Here is a 17,548-nt window from a genome sequence, read left to right on the forward strand (position 1 = left end):
TTCTTTTGACTTCTCGGCGTCCTCTGCGCTCGCTCTGCGTCCTCTGCGTTGCGGACCCCGCATTCAGCGGCCTTGGATAATCGCCGCATGTCCTCCCCCAAAGTCCTCTTCGGTTTCCACGCCGTTGGCGTGCGCCTGAAGACCGCGCCCGCGTCCATCATCGAGGTGTATTACGAAGCCACGCGCCGCGACGCGCGCATGCGGCAGTTCCTGGGCAAGGCCAAGGAGGCCGGCGTGCGGCTGATCGAAGCCGACGCGCTGCGCATCGCCAAGCTCGCGGGCAGCCATGGCCACCAGGGCGTGGCGGCGCGGGTGGAGCCCATGCCGCAGACGGCTTCGCTGGACGACCTGCTGGACGCCATCGAAGGGCCGCCGCTGCTGCTGGTGCTGGACGGCGTGACCGATCCGCACAACCTGGGCGCCTGCCTGCGAGTGGCCGACGGCGCCGGCGCGCACGCGGTGATCGCGCCCAAGGACCACGCGGTGGGCCTGAACGCCACCGTGGCCAAGGTCGCCAGCGGCGCCGCCGAGACGGTGCCTTACTTCATGGTCACCAACCTGGCGCGCACGCTGGGCGAGCTGAAGGAACGCAGCATCTGGTGCATCGGCACCAGCGACGATGCGCCGCGCACGCTGTACCAGGCCGACTTCAAGGCGCCCGTTGCCCTGGTGCTGGGCGCCGAAGGCCCCGGCATGCGCCAGCTCACGCGCAAGACCTGCGACGAGCTGGTGTCCATCCCCATGCGCGGCGCCGTCGAAAGCCTCAACGTGTCGGTGGCCAGCGGCATCTGCCTGTACGAGGCGCTCCGGCAACGGTCATGAGCGTGGAGCAGGTCCGCGGCTGGATAGCGCAGGCGAAATCGATCGCCGTGCTGACCGGGGCGGGCATGAGCGCCGAATCGGGCGTGCCGACATTCCGCGACGCGCAGACGGGGCTGTGGTCGAAGTTCCGGCCCGAAGAACTCGCGACCGAAGAAGCATTCCGCGCGCGGCCGCAGTTCGTCTGGGATTGGTACGTGATGCGGCGCGAGATGATGAAAGGCGTGCAGCCGAATGCCGGGCACGTCGCGCTGGCCGGGTACGCGCGGCGCCATCCGGGCCGGCTGGCGCTCATCACGCAGAACGTCGACGGCTTGCATCAACTCGCCGGCAGTCCCGGTGTCTTGGCTTTGCACGGGAACATCGCCGACGACAAGTGGCTGGACCGCCCGAAGGCGTGCTGCACTTCGAACCCGCCGAAAGAAGGCCGCCCGCCGAGCTGTCCGGTGTGCGGCAACCTGCGCCGGCCAGCGGTCGTGTGGTTCGGCGAGATGCTTCCGATGGACGCGCTGGCCGCCGCGGAACAGGCGGCGGAAACCTGCGGCCTGATGCTGGTGGTGGGCACCAGCGGCGTGGTCTATCCCGCGGCGGGCTTGGCCCGCACCGCGGCACGCCACGGAAGGATGGTCGTGGTCAATCCCGAACCCAGCGACCTGGACGACGCGGCACACGTGGTGCTGCGCGGCACGGCGGCGAAGCTGCTGCCGGAACTGCTGGCGTGAGCGCTTAAATCAGCCCGAACCACCCCAGCACCGCGCCCGCGCCCAGCAGCCACAGCAAGTGAATGCGCGTGCGCCAGACGATCACCGCCGTGGCCAGTGCCAACGCCCACATCGGCGCGTCCGATGCCTTCGGATGCGCGCCGGTCGCCAGCACCCAGCCCGTGGCCACCAGCAGCGCGATGACGATGGGCGCCATGCCCTGCTTGAACGCGCGCACGCCGCGAAGGCCGCGGTTGCGGTGGCCCCATTGCGCGGCCAGGTAGGTGAGGGTGGCGCTGGGCAGCAGGATACCGACCATCGCCAGCGCCACGCCCAGCGCCGCGAGCGCGTAGCCGCCGGCATTGAGCCCGACGTTCCAGCCCATCAGCGCGACGAACAGCACGTTGGGCCCGGGCGCCGCCTGCGCGATGGCGACCGATGCGCTGAACTGCGGATCGCTCAGCCAGTGGCGCTCGTCCACCAGGTAGCGGTGCATGTCGGGAGCGGTGGTGATGGCGCCGCCCACGGACAGCAGCGACAGCATCAGGTAGTGCGCCAGCAACTGGAACCAGTCGGCCGCGGTCATGACGATGTTCATGCCGTGCCTCCCAGCTTGCGCCACGTCAGCCAGCACGAGAGGCTGCCCAGCCCCAGCAGGATCCACGCGAGCGGCCACCGCAGGATGGCGATGCCGATGAAGCTGGCCACGCCCAGCGCCAGGCAGGCCGGGATGCCCAGGGGATGCTTGCCCAGCGCCGACAGCAGCTTCAGGCCGGTGGCCGTGATCAGTCCCGCGGCCACGGCGCCCATGCCGCGCAACGCATTCGCGAGTTGCGGCACGCCCGCGTAGTGCGAGTACAGCAGCGCGAGCAGCAGCACCACGATGAGAGGCGCCGTGAGCATGCCCGCCAGCGCCACCACGGCGCCCTTCAGGCCGAAGTAGCGTCCGCCGATCATCAGCGCCAGGTTCACCACGTTGGGCCCCGGCATGATCTGCGCCACCGCCCATTCCTCGACGAACTCCTCACGGGTCATCCAGCGCTTCTTTTCGACCAGCTCGCGCTGCACGATGGCCAATACGCCGCCGAAGCCCTGGAGCGCGAGGAAAGTGAAGGAGAGGAAGAGGTCGCGGAGCGATTCGGGCTGCGGCCGGCGGTGCTGCTCGCCGGTTTCCGCCGCGGGCGGTGGGGTCATGGGCGTGGATTATCGGGCGTGCGCGTCGCGAGCCACAGGCCGGCGGCGATGAGGGCCAGCGCGGCCCACGAAGCCGGCGCGGGACGTTCGCCGAGCAGCGCCCAACCGAGCAACGCCGCCGTCACCGGGTTCAGTGCCAGGAACACGGTCACCCGCGTCGGCGATTCGTGCTTCAGCGCGTACAGCCACCAGAAGTAGCCGATACCGCTGGAAAGCCCGATGAAGACGATGGCCGCCCACGAAGTGCCGCTGAACGTCGTCACGCGCGTGGGCCACGCCTCCGGCAAGGCGAGCAACGCGAGCGCGGCGACCGATGCTGCCATCGCGAAAGCCGACACCGGCACCACCGGATACCGTTGCAGGTAGGGCCGGTACAGCACGCTGCAAAGCGCGCCGGTGGCGGCGGCCGCCAGCACCGCCAGCTCGCCCCACCAGCCGCCCGCTTGCCACCCGTGCAGCCGCGGCAGCAACGTGCACGCGACGCCCGCGATGGACAGGAGCACGCCGCCGGCCAGCTGCCAGGTGGCGCGCTCGCGTCCCGCGGCCGCGGCGAACGCCAGCGTGAGCAGCGGGAAGATGGAGAAGAGCAGGGCGGCGGGCGCCGCCGGCATGTGCTGCAGGCCGAAATTGAGCAGCGCGATCAGCACGCCGAACTGGCCGATGCCCAATGCCGCCATCGCGGCCAGGTCGCGCGCGGGCGCCGTGATCAACGCTCGCCGGGCGCGCAGCGCGAACGGCAGCAGGCAAGCGAACCCGATGGCGTAGCGCAGCATGGCCAGCGTCAGCGGCGGCACTTCGCCGACCGCGAAGCGCGAAGCCACGATGGCCGCGCCCACCTGCACACCCGTGGCCGCGGCGGCCCACAACGCCAGGTTCAAGCGCGCCTCATCGCAGCTTCAGCGACCAGGTTTCGCTGGTCAGCTTCCGGCCGTAGGCCTCGAGCGGTTCGCTTTCGACGAGCTCGAAACCGCGCGACGCGTAGATGGCGCGCGCCGCCGCCAGCTGGCCGTTGGTCCACAGCACCAGCTTGCGGTAGCCCTTGCCGCGCGCGAAGGCGATGCACTCGTCCACCAGCCGCGCACCCAGCTTCAGGCCGCGCGCGTGCTCGGTCAGGATCAGCAACCGCAGCTTGGCCACCGTCGGCGACTGCCGCACCACGAAGACCGAGCCGACGCGTTCGCCGTCCAGTTCGGCGATCCAGCCTTTCTCCCACTGCGGGTCGAACTTGCGGCCCAGTTCCGCCACGATGCCCGCGACCAGGATCTCGAATTCCGAGGTGTAGCCGTACTCGCGCGAGTAAATCTCGCCGTGCTGCATCACCACCCAGCCCAGGTCGCCGGGCCGCGGGTCGCGCAGCACCACGGTGCGCGAAACCGGCGGCTCCAGCAGCTGCTGCATGGCCTGCATGGCGGCGATCAGCCGGCCGCGCCGGTCATCGGGCAGGGGCGCCAGCAGCGCCGTGGCCTCGTCGCGCGACCGCTGCTGCAGCGGCGCGAAGGCTTCGTGCCCGGCCGGCGTCAGGCGCAGCAGGCTCCGCCGCGCGTCGGCGGGCGAGGGCACGCGTTCCAGCCAGCCTTTGCCTTCGAAGCGGCGCAGGATGCGGCTCAGGTACCCGGCGTCCAGCGACAGGTCGCGGCCCAGCTCGCTGGCCGTGGGCTGGTCGCGGTGCGCCAGCTCGTAGAGGACCCGCACTTCGGTCAGCGAAAACTCGCTGCCCAGGTAGGGGTCCAGCACGCCGATGCGCTGGGTGTAGAAGCGGTTGAAGCCGCGCACGGCCTTGACTTGCGCGGGTGGGACGGGCGGATGAGGCATCCGCCTATCGTCAATCAATCAGTTGACGGCGTCAAGTATCAGGCCAGCCGCCGGGCGGCGCGGGGGAAGGGCTTCCACTGGCCTTCGGACTGGGCCAGCCGGTGGCTCACCAGCTCCAGCGTGCGCGGGTGCGCGGCCAGGTCCTCGTGGCGCACGCCGGCCAGTTCGATGTTCTGGGTCTCGGGCGTTTCCTTCTGGACGCACTGCTCCCAGTTCACCACGCCGTCGTCCTTGCTGTAGACGGAGGTGCAGGGCACCGGCGGGCGCTGGCGCAGGCGGTGGCGCACGGCCAGCGGCATGCGCTCGGGCCCGCTGTCCAGGAGGGCGAACACGGCGCAGCGGCGCTGCGGATCGGCCGCGGTGTTGAAGGGCGTGCCCAGCGTGATCACCTGGCGCACCAGCGGGTTGGCGCGCTTGGCCAGCTCGCGCGCGTAGATGCCCGACAGGCCCCAGCCCAGCAGCGTCACGGGCTGCTGCGAAACCTCGAACGCGTCGATGACGCATTCCTCCAGCCTGCGCAGCCAGCGCGACAGGCCCATCGCGCGCGGCCCCTGGTCCACGCCATGGCCCCAGTCGTGCGCCTTGAAGCCGGCCTGCTCCAGCGCGTGGCGCAGGGGCGCGGTGCTTTCCGGACCGGTGCCCTGGCGGGGGAAGACGATGACGGGCTGGCCCTTGCCTTCATAGACACGGCCTTGGGATGCGCGCCGCGCGCGGGGGGCGTCGAACAGCTGGCGCAGCGGCTGGCGCAGGTGATCCAGAGCGGGCCCGGGCGAGAAACCGGACAGCAGACCGCCTTGTGACATCGCATTCCCCCCTTTGCACGACTGCCGACAGCGCGAGGATGCGATGCTAGGGACGCGGCCCACCGCCGTGGTTGGGAAGCGGCGCTGTTACATGGTAGGACGCCGCCTACACCTCGTAACCGCAGGAAGCGGAAAGAAAAAGTCCCCGTGCCGCAGGGGCCCGGGGACCAAAGAGCCGGGGGAAGAAACTTGAAAAAAACCCGGCCGTCCCGTTGGAGCGCGCGCGCGGCGCGTTGTTCCTCCTGCTGAGGCGCGGTGCCGTCCTACAGCTACAACTTGCCGCGACTTCCACAATCGGCCACCTTCGGCCCATCGGCAGGACGCCACCATGGAACGCATCACCGGCCCGCACCACGGCTTCTACATCGCCAGCTATGCCTGCGAGACCGGTGAGTCGGGCGAGCGCTTCCTGGGCTACTCGAAGATCTGCCGCCGCCGCCCGGAAAGCTACTGGGACGCCAACTGCCTGGTGAAGCTTTGCGGCACCCGCCTGCACGGCGACGAAGAGCAGGCGCTGGCCGAAGCCGAAGCGCAGGCGCGCGAGCAATTGCCCGCCCTGGCGCGCGACCCCGAAGCCACCTTGCACTGACACGGCTGAGCCTCGCGGCCGCTACGGCCGAGGCACGCCTCCATCACCCGCGTGAATAAGTCACGAGAGGGGGCCCATAGGGCCCCTTCTTCGCCTTTTCGCTTGGGTGGAAAACGGGCCCTCTGTAGGATTGCTCCCACACGAGAGGACTCGCATGTCTGATTTATCCGTCAGTTCCACTCCTACCCCCGAATTCGGCAAGAACGAAGAGCAGCCTTCCGGCAGCCTGTGGCTGTCCATCAAGAAGGCCGCCTCGCGCGTTTCCGACTGGTTCGTCATCCAGAGCACCGCCGTGAAGCTGCTGGTGATCGCCGTCGCGCTGATGATCCCGGCCACCGGCATCTATTCCGCCGTGCTGATGCAGAAGCAGGCCGCCGTCGCCGAGCAGGTGCGCGCCATGGCCGCCAACGAAGGCGTGGCCGCCTTCGACGAAAGCAAGCCCGTGGTGTTCGGCACCGGCTCGGTGCTGGCCTTCCTGCAGAACAACCCGGTCGAGCGCATCACGGTCATCTACAAGCCGCTGATGTGGAACGTCTCCGAGCGTTTCGTGCTGGTCGAATCGGCCGGCAAGCAATACGCGTACTACCCTTCCGACATGGAGACCAAGATCTTCGCGGACAAGGCCGTCTCGGCCCCTTGGGCGGCGAAGCTGTCGTTCGTGCCGCGCTCGGACCTGAACGCCGCCAGCCTGCAGCTGCTGGAACGCCTGGACCAGGGCTTCGCCGGCGCGCGCCCGCAGTCCGAGAAGGACGCCTGGAAGGCCGGCGTGTCCGGCGTGCTGTCGGCCGCGCTGACGCTGGGCCTGCTGGGCTTCCTGGCCTTCCAGCTGAAGGGCCAGTTCAAGTCGCTGAAGTTCATCGAGCCCGCGCAGGTGAACGGCTCGCTGCATGACCTGGTGGGCATGGATGACATCAAGGCCGAGGTCGCGCAGATCAAGGACCAGTACCAGCGCCGCGCCGAGTACGCCGAATACGGCATCAACAAGCCGTTCAATGTGATGTTCAGCGGCCCCGCGGGCACCGGCAAGACCAAGCTCGCCAGCTACCTGGCCAAGGAGCTGAACCTGCCCATCCTGTTCCATTCCGCCGTGAACCTGGAGACGGGCTACGTGGGCGGCGGCGCCGGCACGCTCTCGCGCATCGTCGCGATGGCCAAGCGCCGCAAGCGCTGCATCGTGTTCCTGGACGAGGCGCAGGACCTGTTCATGAAGCGCGGCGGCCACCGCAAGTTCGACGACGACACGCAGAACATGCTGCTGGCGGTGCTGGACGGCGTGCGCACCAAGAGCGACGCCGAGATCATCTGGATCGTGGCTTCCAACTTCAACAGCGAGCAGATGCAGATGGACGAAGCCATGCTGCGCCGCTTCCAGATGAAGGTGGACTTCCGCCTGCCCAACCGCGAAGAGCGCCAGGCCATCATCCAGCACTACCTGTCGCAGCGCGCCGACAAGGTGCTGCCCGACCTGGACCTGCGCTCGATGGTGGAGATCACCGAAGGCCGCAGCCCGGCCGACCTGGAGACCATCGTCAACCAGGCGGGCATCACCGCGGTGCAGGCCGGCATGATGATCGGCGCCGACACGCTGATGCAGGCCGCGGAGCGCGTGCTGGTGGGCAACGTCAACGCCAACACCACCAAGGAGCGCGAGCGCGACCGGCGCATCATCGCCATCCACGAGTGGGGCCACTTCCTGGTGGACTTCGAAGCCGAGCGCAAGAAGGCCGGCGGCGATTGGGACCACGTCCTGGCCGAGATGAAGACCATCAAGATCTCGCTCAAGGCCAACCCGCGCAACAACGCGCTGGGCTTCGTGTTCCACAAGCAGGGCAGCAACCTGCTGAAGACCAAGTCCGACATCGAGCACGACGTGCGCGTGCTGCTGGGCGGCATGGCCAACGAGGAGCTGTTCTTCGGCGAGGAAGGCACGACCAACGGCGCCCACAACGACATCACGCGCGTCACCAAGCTGCTGCACCACGCCGTGGGCGAGATGGGCATGTACCGCAAGACTCGCCTGAACTTCGGCGCGCTGGCCAACGACGGCCACGGCTCCAAGACACTGGACGAAGAAACGCGTTCCATCATGGAAGCGCAGAGCGAGCGCCTGTACGGCGAGACCAAGGCCATGCTGTCGCGCCTGAAGCCGCTGACCGAGCACCTGGCCGGCAAGCTGATGGAGCGCGGCGAGATGAGCCTGCGCGAAGCCCTGCACGAGATCCGCAGCTTCGAAGCGGCCTGCTACAGCTTCAACAACAAGGTGGGCCTGCAGCCGACGGCGTAAGTTCGCCGCTGCGTTCATCCGAAGGGCCGCCACGTGCGGCCCTTTTTCATGGCTGAGCGGCGCGCGGGCTGCCGTGCGACCGTGGGCCCCGCTTCCCAAGGCTTTACGCTCCCCGCGGCCCCGGATGAGTTGGCGGGCGTGGCATCATGCCGCCCGTTCCCGATGTACATGTCCACCGAATCCCTTTCGCCGGCCAGCGCCGGTTCCGATGACGGCCGCCGCGTGCTGGTGGTCGAAGACAACCCCGATGGGCTGGAGACGCTGGTCGCCCTGCTCGAGATGCTGGGCTACGAAGCGGCCGGCGCCAAGGACGGCCGCGAGGCCGTCGACAAGGCCGCCGAATTCCGGCCCGCCGTCGTGCTCCTCGACCTGGGCCTGCCCGTGATGGACGGCTACGAGGTGGCCCGCACGCTGCGCGCCGATCCGCGCCATGAAGGCGTGTTCATCGCCGCGCTGACGGGCTGGGGCGCCGAGGGCGACCGCCGCCGCACGGCCGAAGCCGGCTTCGATGCCCACCTGACCAAGCCGGTGGAACTGGGCGCGCTGGAAGCGGTGCTGGCCCGCAGCGGCGAGACCGCTTCCCGCTGAACTTTCGCGCCGGCCGCTGAAGCTCAGCGCGCCTGGCGCAGGAACCGCCGGATGTTGTCCGGGTCCGGCCCGATCGCTGCCACCGCGTTCCGCAGTTCCTCTTCGCTGCAGCCCAGCCATTTCATCCAGTTTCGTTTTTCCCACTCGCGGTCCAGGCGGACCACGATGTCTTCGACCGGAACCTGGAAGCTGTCTTGCGACATCGTGCGACTCCTTCGATGCAGGCCTGTAGCGTAGGTGACGCGGAAAGCCGCGCCCATCGGCGGCGGCAGGCATTCAAGGTGCGCGGGCGGCAGGCGCTGCCGTAGGAAGCGCTGCCGTGCGACCTGCGATTTCGCAAACATGCTGAACGGCGTGTCCTACGCCGTGCGTCGCAGGCGCGCCGACAGCGGCGCCCCGCACCCGCGCCTACGCTGCATGGCAAAGGCAGTTTCATGGTCCGTGCCAAGCGATCCTCCGCCCGCCCCGAGCGCAGCCGCGCCTCGAATGGAGAGGGCGCGGCCAGCGCGCTGAAGGAGATGCTGCGGCGCCAGCAGCAGAACCCCAGGCCGGGCGCGATCGACGCGGCGGCGCGCGAGAAACCGCGGCGCGAAGAGCCGCCGCCGGGTGGCAAGCAAGGCGGCTGACGCGCGCCTTGTCGGATAACGCCGAACGCATGGACACGCTCGAGCAGCTGGACTTCGAAGTGCTGCCCAAGCCCTGCACGCCGGAGATGCTGGGCCAAGCGTTGTCCCGCACGCTGGCAGCGTGATGCCGTTCACGGTTGCACCCGCCGGCGTGATGTTGCACGCGTGTTGCAACTCGGCAGCGGCAGGCTGCCTAGCATGGGGGCATGCGTTACAGCCGTGAAGACTACGCCAACATGCAGGCCGTGCAGCGCCGCGTCGCACGGGCCGAGGCCGACTACGCGCGATTCCGCGCCGCCTACCTGGAGATCGCCCAGACCCAGCCCGACCACGAGGTCGCGCTGGCCATGATCGGCGCGGACATGAACCGCGCCCACGCCTACCTGCAGGCCCTGATCGGCCTGCCGCCCACGCCGTTCGAGAAGCAGCCGAGCGTGGTGGTCATGCGCGAGGCGAAGCGCCTCGCGGAAGAGAAAAGCAAACACTGATCCCCTTCGTGCGTCCCGTTCCTAGAATCGGGACACATTGAACGCCGAGCTGATCCACCTCACCGAACCCGAAGCGCGCCGGCTGCTGCTGGCGCGGGCGGTGGACGAGGCCGACGCGCAGCAGCGGCTGGTGGGGGCCGTGGAGCGCGAGCAGGTCGAGCGCGAAGCGCTGGCGCGTGCAGGCGACCCGGCGCTTGGAAAGGAGCTCGACGCCAAGGCCTACTTGCTGGAGCGCGCGCGGCGCCTGATCGAACTGGTGTCGCATCGCCAGCCGCGCATCGCGGCGCTGGCGGAACCTGCCCCCTGGATCGCCTTCGTGGCCTGGCTGCTGCCCGCGGTGGCGCTGGTGGCCGGCGCGGTGCTCGATCGCATCGACAACCCGCACCAGGTCAACCTGCTGTCGCCGCCGCTGCTGATGTTCCTGCTGTGGAACTTCGCCGTGTACGTGGCGCTGGCGGTGATGGCGCTTCGGCCCGGCCGTCACGCGCATGCTTCCCGCTGGCCGTCCTGGCCCTGGCCGCGCGTGGGCGGCGTGCGGGCGCAGGTGGTGGCGCGATTCCAGGCTGCGTGGTGGCAGGTGGCCGGCGCGCTGGAAGGACAGCGCTGGCGCCGCATCCTTCACTTCTCCGCCGCCGCATGGGGCGTGGGCGTGGCGTTGTCCATCGTGCTGGGCGGGCTGGTGCGCGAGTACCGGGTCGGCTGGGAAAGCACGCTGCTGGACCTGCCGCAGGTGCACGCCTTCCTGCGCGTGCTGTTCTCGCCGGTGATCGCGCTGACGCCGCTGCAGCCGTTCTCCATCGACGACCTGGCGCGCCTGCATTTCCGCGCGCCGGTGGAACCGGGGCGCGAGGAAGCGCGCCACTGGGTGTACCTGTACCTGGCGCTGATCGCGCTGGTGGTGGTGCTGCCGCGGCTGGCGCTGGCGACTTGGGCCGCCGCGCGCCAGCGATTCGCCGCGCGGGCTATCGCCGTGCCGGTGGACGACGGCTACTTCCGGCCGCTGCTGGGCCGCGTGCGGCCGGTGCGCCTGAACCTGCTGCTGGCGGGCGACGGCGAGGGCATGCGGCGGCTCACGGCGGTGCTGCGCCAGGCCGGTGGTGAAGCGGGGCCGCTGCGCGAGACGGAAGCGTGGACCGCGCTGCGCACGGATCGCGGCGATGCGTTGTCGGTGGCGATCGGCCCGTCCCTCGATCCGGATTCGCGCGCGGACCTGCTCGTGTGGTCGACCGCCGGTGAAGCGATGCCGCGCGTGGAGGCAGGCTGGCCGCTGGTGGTGTTCGCGGCGGACGGAGCCGCTGCCGCGAAGGCGCTGCACGCTGCCCACCTCGAAGGCCCGGTGGTCGGCTGGGATGCGTTGCGCACGTGGCGGCAGGACGCGCTGTGGCGCGAAGCCGTGCTGCAGCGCCTGCCGGCGTGGCAGGCGCCCGGCGTCGAGCGGCTGTGGTTCCAGTGGAGCTCGAACGCCGAAGAAAGGCTGGGGGCGAGTGCGCGGCTGCTGGCGGATGAACTCGCGCAGGCGGCGCGCGATGCGCAGACGCTGGCGTCCGAGCCGGCCGGCGTGCGCCAGTACGTGATGCGCGAAGGACGCGATGCGGCGCAATCGGCCCGCAAGGAAGCGATGGCCGCGCTGCTGGATCGCGTGCGGCAACGCCGCGCGACGGGCGACCGGCGGCTGTTCGAACTCCACGCGCTGGACGCACGCGATGCGGCGGCCGGCGATGAGGTGGCCGGCGCCTTCCGCATCGACCAGGCCATCCACGAATCGCAGGCGGGCCTGGCGGGTGCCGCCAGCGGTGCCGCGATGGGCGCGGCCGTCGACCTGATGACCGGTGGCCTCACGCTGGGCGCTGCGAGCGCGCTGGGCGCCCTGGTCGGGGGCGGTGCGGCACTGGTGGCCGCCGCGTGGAAGAACCGCGCCACGCCGGCGGACCGGACGACCGTCGCCCTCGGCGAAGACATGCTGCGCGGACTGGCGCAGGGCGCGCTGGTGCGCTACCTGCGCGTCGCGCACGCGGGCCGGGGCGAGCCGGACGAAGCCGAATGGCGCGCGCAGGCGGAAACCATCGTCCGCGAAGACACGCCGCGCCTCGATGCGGCGTGGTTTTCGCTGCGCGACAACGAAAACGCGGCCGGGGCGGAGGCCGCCCTGGCCGCGTGGCTTCGAGATGCGATGACGCGGGCGCTGGAGGGAGCGCGCCCGCCTTCGGCTGCCGGTTAGGGCTTGCGGACCGCCTTGTCCGCGGCGTCCTGGACCTTGTCCGCGGCGTCCTTCACGTCGCCGACCTTCTTCTCGACCTTGCCTTCCTGTTCACGGGCATGGCCCTTCATTTCCTGCTCTTCGTTGCCCAGCGCGCGGCCCACGTGCTCCTGCACCTCACCGGCGCCTTCCTTCAGCTTGCCCTTGATCTGCTGCTCGTTCACGGGGAACTCCTTTCCTTGGTTCGATGCCTTCAGGTTAAGGCCGCCGGCGCGCGCGGCAAGCAAGAGCGGGCCGCCGTTGCCCGTCCGTGTCCGCCTACAGTCGCGTTGCCTCAGCGGTTGGGCGGTGCCTCGACCGTTTCGCGCAGCCAGCGCACCATCTCATCCGCGGACGCCATCGGCGCGCCCAGGTGATCGGTGCGCGGTTCGTACAGGCGGTGCTGGGGATCGGGCGGCAGGCCCGCCCACAGCTCGTCCTTCACGCGGCGCAGGTTCTCCAGGTCGCGGCGCGGCACCACCAGCAGCACCGGCAGCCCGGCGGGCACCTGCGACCACACGGCCTTCCAGTTCATCGCGCCTTGCGGGTCGAACCAGGTGACGTACGCGGACGGCGTCGCCGCGGCGAGGTCGTAGCGGTCGTTGCCGACCACCGCGCCGTCCTGCAGCTTCGCCGGCTGGTTGCCCGCGCCTTGCGCGATCAGCGCGTGGGCCTGCCGCAGCTGGTCGTCCAGCTTCTTCATGTCGGCGCCGCCGTTGGGCGCGATGGCCACCAGCGCGTCGGCGCGCGTGCGGCTGGCCAGGTGGGCGGCGAAGAAGCCGCCCAGGCTGAAGCCGGCCAGGACGATGCGTTTGGCGCCGTTCTTGCGCAGCTGCTCGACCGCATCGAGCGCGATGCGCTCGGCTTCGGCCACCGGCTGGCTGAACGCGCGCGGGCCGCCGTAGGGCATGTCGGGCGTCACCACCTGCCAGCCCTGCGCGCGCAGCTTCGCCGCCAGCGGCGCCATGCTTTCGCCCGTCGCGCCGATGCCGTGCAGCAGCACGATGCCGATCTCACCCGCGTTGGCCGCCGGCGGGCGCGGCGTCGCCGCACCGGGGCGCGCGAACAGCGATAGCAGGGCCAGGGTGAGGCTGCGGCGCGGGGCACTCACGGGATCGTCCGATGGCTGAGGCATGCCGGATGATGGCGCGCCAAAGAAACGCCGCGTGTAGGAAACGGCCGCCGTGGAGGCGGACACCCTTACGCAGAGCTCGCAGAGGCTTCGCAGAGAACGCAGAGAAGATTCATTCTTTTGGTGTTTTCTCCGCGAACTCCGCGAAACTTCCGCGAGCTCTGCGTAAGGGCGTCCGCTCCCGCTTCAATGCACCTCGACCCGCCACCACGAAGGCAGCAACGCCCGCACCTCGGGCCGGGCGAAGCGGTCGTCGATGAGCACCACGCGGCCGCGGTCCTCGCGGGTGCGGATGACGCGGCCGGCGGCCTGCACGACCTTGCGCAGGCCCGGGTACAGGTAGGCGTAGTCGTAGCCCGCGCCGAACACCCGGCCCATGCGGCGGCGCAGCTCTTCGTTCACGGGGTTCACCTGCGGCAGGCCCAGCGTGGCGATGAAAGCGCCCACCAGCCTGTCGCCCGGCAGGTCGATGCCTTCGCCGAAGCTGCCGCCCAGCACCGCGAAGCCGATGGCGCGGCCGCCTTCGGCGAAGCGGGCCAGGTAGGCGTGCCGGTCCGCCTCGGGCATCGAGGGGGACTGCTCGAACACCGGCCAGTCCGGATGCCTTTCGCGCAGCAGCGTGGCCACGCGGCGCAGGTAGTCGAAGCTGCTGAAGAACGCCAGGTAGTTGCCGGGCCGGGCTTCGTACTCGCGCGCGATCAGCGCGGCGATGGGGGCGACCGAACTCTCGCGGTCCTGCCACCGCGTCGAGATGCTGCGCACCAGGCTGACCGACAACTGTTCGGCGGTGAAGGGCGAAGGCACGTCCACGCTGGCCGCGTCTTCGGGCAGGCCCAGCACGTCGGCGTAGAAGCCGAACGGGCTGAGCGTGGCGGAGAACAGAACGGCTGCATGCGAGTCGCGCAGGCGCGGTCCGAGGAAAGGCGCCGGCAGCAGGTTGCGGATGCAGGGCAGGGCGTCGGTGCCGCGCGGACCCTGGCGCAACGTGACGTCGAACACCGAGTGCTCGCCGAAGCTGTCGGCCAGCCGCAGCATGGCGAGCGCGTCGAACCAGAACTGCTGCAGCTGCGGCAGCGGTTCGTGCGGCGCTTCGGCGAAGTGGTCGGCGATGGCGGCGGAGGTGCGCTGCAGTTCGTCGAACCAGTCGTCGGGCAGCTTCTCGCGCACGGCATACGTTTCGGACTGGCCTTCGCCCAGCTCGTCCCACACGCGTGCCAGCTTGCCCATCGCGCGCTTGACCTTCGCCGGCGCGGTGCGGCGGACCGCGCGCAGCGCCACCGGGTCGAGCGAAGCCGAGTACATCTCGCGCCCGCGCTCCAGCAGGTTGTGCGCCTCGTCCACCAGCAGCGCCACGCGCCAGCCGTGTTCCTGCGCCAGCGCATGCAGCAGCGCGCTGCCGTCGAACACGTAGTGGTAGTCGCCCACCACCACGTCGGCCCAGCGCGCGAGTTCCTGCGACAGGTAGTAGGGGCAGACCGAATGCTTCAGCGCCGCGTCGCGCAGCGCATCGCGGTCCATCGCGGCGCCTTGCAGCGCGTTGGCGCGCGCCGCGGGCAGGCGGTCGTAGAAGCCCTTGGCCAGCGGGCACGAGTCGCCGTGGCAGGCCTTGTCGGGATGCTCGCAGGCCTTGTCGCGTGCGGTGAGTTCCAGCACGCGCAGCGGCAGGCGCGGTTCTCCGGCCGCGATGCGCTCGACGGCGTCCAGCGCCAGGCGCCGGCCCGGCGTCTTCGCTGCGAGGAAGAAGACCTTGTCCACCTTCTGCGCCGGCGCGGCCTTGAGCACCGGGAACAGCGTGCCCACCGTCTTGCCGATGCCGGTGGGCGCCTGCGCCAGCAGGCAACGGCCGCGGGTGACGGCGCGCCATGCGGCTTCGGCGAGTTCGCGTTGGCCGGCGCGGAATTCGGCGTGCGGGAAGTTGAGGGTGGTGAGGGCGGCGTCGCGCTGTTCGCGGTGCGCCAGTTCCTGGTCGGCCCAGGCGACGAACCTGCCGCACAGGTCTTCGAAGAAGGCGCGCAGTTCGGCGCGGCTGTGGGTCTGCTCGAGGACCTTTTCCTTCTGGGTGGCTATGTCGAAGTAGACGAGGGCGACGGTGAGCGATTCGATGCCGCGCGCTTCGCACAGCAGCGAGCCGTAGACGCGGGCCTGCGCCCAGTGCAGGTGGCGGTGATTGGCCGGTTGGCGCGATAGGTCGCCGCGGTGGGTCTTGATTTCTTCGAGGCGGTTGCGGCCGGGGTCGTAGCCGTCGGCCCGGCCGCGCACTTTCAGGCGGCCGAATTCACCTTCCAGCGCGACTTCCCGCTCGTAGCCGCCGCCGCGGCCCGAGGTCACCGCGTTGTGGCCCGCGATGCCTTCCATCGCGGTGGGCGCGGGCGTGAACCGCAGGTCCAGGTCACCGGCCTTGGCGGTGAACTCGCAAAGCGCGCGGACCGGGACGGTGTACTGCATCTTGCGATTTTCGCTCAGCGGTTGGGGTGAGGTTTAGGTGCTGCGGATCGGTTTTCCGGGAATGCGCGGCGGGTGGCGCCTGGCGCGGCCTCATGCTCCAGCGGCCGTGCTTCGCCTTCGGCTCGCACAGGCTTCCCGCCGAATCGGCCGGGCCCGGGACGGCCGGCGCAACTCGTTGCGAGCTACGCTCGCCACTCAAACACTCACCGGAGCTAGAGGACAGTCGCATCACACGCTGTCGCGCGTAATGCTGTCCCGGGCCCGGCCGATTCGGCGGCGCTTCCGAAATCGGCCGCGCCAGGCGCCACCCGCCGCGCTGGCACGCGTGTGCGGGATCGGAGAGGGTGCTGTAAGTCACGCTGCGATAGACCTTGACCGCGTCATTCCCGCGAAGGCGGGAATCCATGGCTTCCACTACGGCCGTTGAATGCGGACACCATGGATTCCCGCCTTCGCGGGAATGACGCCATTGGAACCCGCGCACTGGCGCGCCGCGCAGCCTTCGGCGTTCGAACGCCTGCAGCTTTTCAGTGCTCCGGCACCTGATGCGTCACGCTGGTGATCGCGTAACCCTTCTCCCGGATCTGCCCCATCGGATCGTCGATTGCGTAGTCGTCGATGTGGCCGTTGGACACGTCCAGCTCGGCCCCCATGTTCTCGACGTGCCAGTCGACGTTGTCGGCTTCCTGCGGAATGGGCTGGCCGCTGGGAACGGCCAGGTAAGACAGCTTGTGCTCGGCTTCGGACCGGCGATAGATGTCCAGCTTCATGTTCCTTCCTTTCGATTCAGCCGCCTTGCCGGGCGCGCTTGCCCGGGCTCTTCTTGTTGCGCGTGGCGGTGCCGCGCTCGAGGCTGCGCCTCTGGCCGATGCCGGCCTTCGGCGGGGTGAAGTTCGCGGTGGCCTGGGGCGCCGGCGAGCGCTGGCGATCCGCTTCGGTCTTGATCTTGTTGCCCATGGAGTATGTCGTGCGTGTCGCTGTTGTGGTGAAGCCGATTGCGCCACGGGAAACGCGACGGGCGCGTAGGTGTGCTCTTGCAATCGCTGTCAGCCGCCGCTTCAGGGGCAGTGCACCGTCGCGCCCGCGGTCGCGCACGCGCCGCGCGGGCCCATGAGCACGGCGCCCGCACGGTTGAGCCGCCTTCCATCGCTGTCCCAGCAGCCGCCCGGGTCGCAATGGGTGAGCACGGTTGGGCGTTCGATCGTCACCGTGGCGGGTGGCGGCGGCGCGACGGGTGCTCGCCGCGGCTCGCGCGGCACGATCACCGGTGGCGCAACGGCGATCGGCGGCTGGGCCGCCGGCGAAGGCCGCTGCGCATCGCCGTTGCCGCCCAGGCAGGCACGCGCAGCCTGCGAGCGCACGGCCTCCACACGAGTGGCATCCCCATCGGCGCGCGCCGCCTGCAGCGCTTCCAGTGCCGCGCCGCACTCCGCCGACTTCAGCGGATCCTCCGCATGCGCCGTGCAGGCGAGTGCGGACAACGCGACGGCAAGCAGGAGACGCATGACCCTGGTTGGAAGCCGGTTCGCGCCTGAAGTTCTGCCGCGCGTTCCTACGCGAGCCGCCGCGCCGCGCCGACTTCGGTCGAGCGTGCGGCGATGCAGCATGGGGCCATGCCCAACCCGGACACCAGCCCCACGCGCGCCAAGACCGGCACCGATCCGGCGCCTTCCGCGCCGGCCGAGCCCGACCATGGGGAGAACACCGCCAGCACCCTCATCGAGGCGCCGATGAAGCCCCGCCGTTCGCGGCTGGAGGCGCACGACTTCCCCGACGGCGGCGGCAGCGGCGGCGCCGAAGCCTTCCGCCGCAGCCGCGTGAAGTGATGCGG

21 protein-coding genes are annotated in these 17,548 nt (G+C 70.1%); 9 read left to right on the forward strand and 12 right to left on the reverse strand.

Annotated elements, in window-relative coordinates; genetic code table 11:
• The first annotated feature begins 87 nt into the window (after positions 1-87).
• Both rlmB and EZ216_RS02745 read left to right on the forward strand, forming a co-directional pair.
• Positions 88-822, forward strand: coding sequence for a 23S rRNA (guanosine(2251)-2'-O)-methyltransferase RlmB (gene rlmB / locus EZ216_RS02740; RefSeq protein ID WP_135248037.1), 735 nt, complete (start codon positions 88-90; stop codon positions 820-822).
• On the forward strand, positions 819-1,541 hold the full coding sequence (locus EZ216_RS02745) for an SIR2 family NAD-dependent protein deacylase (RefSeq protein WP_135248038.1): 723 nt from the start codon (positions 819-821) through the stop codon (positions 1,539-1,541). Before rlmB ends, EZ216_RS02745 begins: the two co-directional genes overlap by 4 nt.
• Positions 1,542-1,545: 4 nt before the next feature.
• Here EZ216_RS02745 and EZ216_RS02750 read toward each other — a convergent pair whose 3' ends face one another.
• Genes EZ216_RS02750 through EZ216_RS02770 form a run of 5 tightly spaced genes read right to left on the reverse strand, consistent with a single transcriptional unit; the run spans position 1,546 to position 5,329 of the window.
• Complete coding sequence (locus EZ216_RS02750) at positions 1,546-2,118, reverse strand: chromate transporter (protein WP_135248039.1); 573 nt, start codon at positions 2,116-2,118, stop codon at positions 1,546-1,548.
• Positions 2,115-2,714, reverse strand: a complete 600-nt coding sequence (locus EZ216_RS02755) for a chromate transporter (RefSeq protein WP_135248040.1) — start codon at positions 2,712-2,714, stop codon at positions 2,115-2,117. Before EZ216_RS02755 ends, EZ216_RS02750 begins: the two co-directional genes overlap by 4 nt.
• Positions 2,711-3,592: a DMT family transporter gene (locus EZ216_RS02760; protein ID WP_135248041.1), complete on the reverse strand. Its 882-nt coding sequence runs from the start codon at positions 3,590-3,592 to the stop codon at positions 2,711-2,713. The genes EZ216_RS02755 and EZ216_RS02760 overlap by 4 nt, the downstream gene beginning before the upstream one ends.
• Positions 3,593-3,599: 7 nt before the next feature.
• Complete coding sequence (locus EZ216_RS02765; protein ID WP_135248042.1) at positions 3,600-4,526, reverse strand: bifunctional helix-turn-helix transcriptional regulator/GNAT family N-acetyltransferase; 927 nt, start codon at positions 4,524-4,526, stop codon at positions 3,600-3,602.
• A gap of 38 nt (positions 4,527-4,564) precedes the next feature.
• Entirely contained in the window at positions 4,565-5,329 is a 765-nt protein-coding gene (locus tag EZ216_RS02770) for an alpha/beta hydrolase (RefSeq protein WP_135248043.1), read from the reverse strand.
• A 328-nt stretch (positions 5,330-5,657) separates the two neighbouring features.
• On the opposite strand from EZ216_RS02770, the gene EZ216_RS02775 reads away from it, so the two are divergent.
• The 3 genes from EZ216_RS02775 to EZ216_RS02785 all read left to right on the forward strand — a co-directional run bounded on the left by EZ216_RS02775 (position 5,658) and on the right by EZ216_RS02785 (position 8,790).
• Positions 5,658-5,918: a hypothetical protein gene (locus tag EZ216_RS02775; RefSeq protein ID WP_135248044.1), complete on the forward strand. Its 261-nt coding sequence runs from the start codon at positions 5,658-5,660 to the stop codon at positions 5,916-5,918.
• A gap of 154 nt (positions 5,919-6,072) precedes the next feature.
• Positions 6,073-8,202, forward strand: a complete 2,130-nt coding sequence (locus EZ216_RS02780; protein ID WP_135248045.1) for an AAA family ATPase — start codon at positions 6,073-6,075, stop codon at positions 8,200-8,202.
• A 168-nt stretch (positions 8,203-8,370) separates the two neighbouring features.
• The gene (locus EZ216_RS02785) at positions 8,371-8,790 is read left to right on the forward strand and encodes a response regulator (protein ID WP_167772810.1); all 420 of its coding nucleotides are present in this window, start codon (positions 8,371-8,373) and stop codon (positions 8,788-8,790) included.
• A 23-nt stretch (positions 8,791-8,813) separates the two neighbouring features.
• On the opposite strand, the gene EZ216_RS21595 is transcribed toward EZ216_RS02785, so the two are convergent.
• The gene (locus EZ216_RS21595; protein ID WP_205959611.1) at positions 8,814-8,993 is read right to left on the reverse strand and encodes a DUF3606 domain-containing protein; all 180 of its coding nucleotides are present in this window, start codon (positions 8,991-8,993) and stop codon (positions 8,814-8,816) included.
• 231 nt (positions 8,994-9,224) lie between these two features.
• Between EZ216_RS21595 and EZ216_RS02795 the strand changes: the two genes are divergently transcribed.
• The 3 genes from EZ216_RS02795 (at position 9,225) to EZ216_RS02805 (ending at position 12,122) form a co-directional block, all read left to right on the forward strand.
• The gene (locus EZ216_RS02795) at positions 9,225-9,416 is read left to right on the forward strand and encodes a hypothetical protein (protein ID WP_135248048.1); all 192 of its coding nucleotides are present in this window, start codon (positions 9,225-9,227) and stop codon (positions 9,414-9,416) included.
• Positions 9,417-9,622: 206 nt separating this feature from the next.
• Complete coding sequence (locus EZ216_RS02800; protein WP_135248049.1) at positions 9,623-9,904, forward strand: hypothetical protein; 282 nt, start codon at positions 9,623-9,625, stop codon at positions 9,902-9,904.
• 37 nt (positions 9,905-9,941) lie between these two features.
• Positions 9,942-12,122, forward strand: coding sequence for a DUF3482 domain-containing protein (locus EZ216_RS02805; protein ID WP_135248050.1), 2,181 nt, complete (start codon positions 9,942-9,944; stop codon positions 12,120-12,122).
• Here EZ216_RS02805 and EZ216_RS02810 read toward each other — a convergent pair.
• From EZ216_RS02810 to EZ216_RS02830, 6 genes are all read right to left on the reverse strand, one after another.
• On the reverse strand, positions 12,119-12,325 hold the full coding sequence (locus EZ216_RS02810; protein ID WP_135248051.1) for a CsbD family protein: 207 nt from the start codon (positions 12,323-12,325) through the stop codon (positions 12,119-12,121). The genes EZ216_RS02805 and EZ216_RS02810 overlap by 4 nt on opposite strands.
• 110 nt (positions 12,326-12,435) lie before the next feature.
• The gene (locus EZ216_RS02815; RefSeq protein ID WP_135248052.1) at positions 12,436-13,275 is read right to left on the reverse strand and encodes an alpha/beta fold hydrolase; all 840 of its coding nucleotides are present in this window, start codon (positions 13,273-13,275) and stop codon (positions 12,436-12,438) included.
• Between the two features lie 183 nt (positions 13,276-13,458).
• A complete protein-coding gene (locus EZ216_RS02820; protein ID WP_135248053.1) occupies positions 13,459-15,717 on the reverse strand; it encodes an ATP-dependent DNA helicase in 2,259 nt (752 codons plus the stop codon).
• Between the two features lie 527 nt (positions 15,718-16,244).
• Positions 16,245-16,487 carry a DUF6139 family protein gene (locus EZ216_RS02825; protein WP_135248054.1) on the reverse strand — a complete coding sequence of 81 codons (243 nt, stop codon included), beginning with the start codon at positions 16,485-16,487 and terminating at the stop codon, positions 16,245-16,247.
• Positions 16,488-16,503: 16 nt separating this feature from the next.
• On the reverse strand, positions 16,504-16,674 hold the full coding sequence (locus EZ216_RS21250; RefSeq protein ID WP_167772811.1) for a hypothetical protein: 171 nt from the start codon (positions 16,672-16,674) through the stop codon (positions 16,504-16,506).
• Between the two features lie 101 nt (positions 16,675-16,775).
• Positions 16,776-17,222: a hypothetical protein gene (locus EZ216_RS02830; protein WP_135248055.1), complete on the reverse strand. Its 447-nt coding sequence runs from the start codon at positions 17,220-17,222 to the stop codon at positions 16,776-16,778.
• Between the two features lie 108 nt (positions 17,223-17,330).
• Between EZ216_RS02830 and EZ216_RS02835 the strand changes: the two genes are divergently transcribed.
• Positions 17,331-17,543, forward strand: a complete 213-nt coding sequence (locus EZ216_RS02835; RefSeq protein ID WP_135248056.1) for a hypothetical protein — start codon at positions 17,331-17,333, stop codon at positions 17,541-17,543.
• The last annotated feature ends 5 nt before the right edge of the window (positions 17,544-17,548 follow it).

Origin of the sequence: Ramlibacter humi, assembly GCF_004681975.1 — a bacterium.
Classification (GTDB): domain Bacteria; phylum Pseudomonadota; class Gammaproteobacteria; order Burkholderiales; family Burkholderiaceae_C; genus Ramlibacter; species Ramlibacter humi.